Origin of the sequence: Mesorhizobium sp. M1A.F.Ca.IN.020.06.1.1 (assembly GCF_004023265.1) — a bacterium.
In the GTDB taxonomy this organism is placed as follows: Bacteria; Pseudomonadota; Alphaproteobacteria; order Rhizobiales; family Rhizobiaceae; genus Mesorhizobium.
Genome location: NZ_RZSR01000995.1, coordinates 1 through 2,139, shown reverse-complemented (window position 1 = coordinate 2,139; position 2,139 = coordinate 1). Strand labels below are relative to the sequence as shown.

The 2,139-nt window shown below is 67.0% G+C and carries 2 protein-coding genes; both read right to left on the bottom strand.

Annotation, left to right across the window (positions count from 1 at the left end; genetic code table 11):
- Positions 1–1,572, bottom strand: a 1,572-nt coding sequence (gene thiP, locus EOA60_RS30055; RefSeq protein WP_128312407.1) for a thiamine/thiamine pyrophosphate ABC transporter permease, incomplete at its 3' end; no start/stop codon positions are given.
- A gap of 204 nt (positions 1,573–1,776) precedes the next feature.
- Positions 1,777–2,139: thiamine ABC transporter substrate-binding protein (locus EOA60_RS30045; RefSeq protein WP_128312405.1), on the bottom strand; the 363-nt coding region annotated here is incomplete at its 5' end.

The following is a 2,139-nucleotide window of genomic DNA, read 5'->3' as shown; positions in this document are numbered from 1 at the left end:
GCAGACGAGGCCGAGCAGCAAGGCCAGCCCCGCGGCGTCGGCGGTCCGGTAGCTGCCCATGCGCGCGAGTAGAAGATAGGGCAAGGTCTGGACGGAATCGCTGCCGAACAGTGCGATCACGCCGAGATCGCCGAGCGACAGCGCCATGGCGAACGCAAAGCCGGTGGCCAAGGGCCGCCGCAGCGACGGCCAGTCGACCAGCCGCAGCCGGTTCCAGCCGGAAATGCCGAGCGCCAGGCAGAGTCGCTCGTGGCGCTCGCTCGCCGCATCATAGGCAGGGCGGACGGCGCGAATGGCGAAAGGCATTGCCATCACCGCATTGACCGCGACGACCATGACGGGTGCGATGGCGAACACATCGGTGATGTTGCGCAGAGCCAGGAACCAGCCGGCGCCGATCACGATCGGCGGCACGACCAGCACGAAACCGGCGCCGGTGTCGGCGGCGTGTTCGAGCAGCGACATGGCGCCGCCCGCGCGGCGCCTCAGGGCCAGTGCGCGTCGGGCGGCGATCAGCGACAGCGACAGCATCACGCAAAACAGCGCCGAGAGAAAGGAGAGCCCGGCGCTGGTGAGCGTCGCGCGGCGCACGGCGTCCTCGCCGGCCAGCCGGCCGAGATCCGCCTCCAGCCCGGCGAGCACGGTCGCCGCCATCGGTGCGGCGACGAACAGCAGCGCAAGCACGATGAGGCCGGCATTCAACACGGCCTCGGTGGTGCTGGTCGCAAGATAGCGGCGTGGCGCTACCGGCAGATTCGCATCGCCGACCGTGTTGGCGCCGAGTCGCGTCAGCATGGCGACCACGACGAAGGTCAGCACGATCTGCAGAAACGTTAGTGTCACGGCCCGCGCGGGATCGAAATCGAAGCGCAGCGCCTGGTAGATCGCGACCTCTAGCGTCGTCGCCGCCGGCCCGCCACCCAGCGTCAGTACGATTGTGAAGGAGGTGATGCACAGCATGAAGACCAGCCCGGCGACCCCCGGCAGCACCGTGCGCAGCGCCGGCCATTCGATCAGCCGGAAGGCCGACCGAGCGTCCATACCGAGCTGGCTCGCCAGCCGCCACTGGTCGGCCGGCACGGTGCCGAGCGCCTCGAGGAACAGCCGCGTGGCCAAGGGCAGGTTGAAGAAGACATGCGCGACCAGGATGCCGGAAAGGCCGTAAATGCCCGGCCATTCCCCACCGCCGAACGTGCCGAGGATGCCGGCAAAATAACCGGCATGGCCGTAAAGCGCCAACACGCCGAGCGCGGCGACGATAGCCGGCAGCGCCAGCGGGACCGTGAACAACTGCAGGATCAGGCGACGTCCGGGAAAGTTCGTTTGCCTGGACAGGGCGCGGCCGACGAACACTGCCGGCAAGACCGAAAGCAATGTCGACAGCAGCGCCTGCCAAAGCGTGAAGCGGGCGACGCGGAGCAGATAGCTGTCGAAGGCCGCGGCAGCGCTGGACGGACCGCTTGCGCCTTCGAGGATGAGGCCGGCGAAGGCGCCCCCGATGAGCAAAGTAATGGCGACAAGGGCGATGATGCCGGCAGTGATGCGAGGGTCAGGGCGCGGCGTGGATTGCACGCTGCACCACGTTGGCTCGAGCTAGCGAACGCCGCGTTCCGTCGCGCCCCCCTCTGTCTTGCCGGACATCTCCCTCTCTAGGAGGGAGATTGGCAGCTTTGCCGCTCTTCCTACACCGTCGGCGGCTAGCGAAATCACCGATCCCCCTGCGCGGGGGAGATGGCCGGCCGGACAGAGGGGGGTGCTCAAGCGCCATCCTGCGTCCTACTTGCTCATCGCCGCCAGCCATTCATCCACCCAGGCCTTGCGGTTGGCCGCCACCTCGTCCGGGCTGAACAGCAGGGTTTTGGTCGGCTTCACCAGCTTTTCGAAGGCCGGGTTGAGCGGCTTGTCGGTCTTGCCGGCCGGGAACATCCAGTTGGTCTCCGGGATGATGTCCTGGAACTTGGGCCCGGTCATGAAGGCTATGAATTTTTCCGCCAGCGGGTTCTTCGCGCCGGTTTTGGTGATGCCGGCGACCTCGATCTGCAGATATTCGCCCTCCTCGAAGGACGCCGCCTGATAGCGCTCGGTGTTCTCGGCCACCATGTGGTAGGCCGGCGAAGTGGGATAGGAGAGAACCATCGG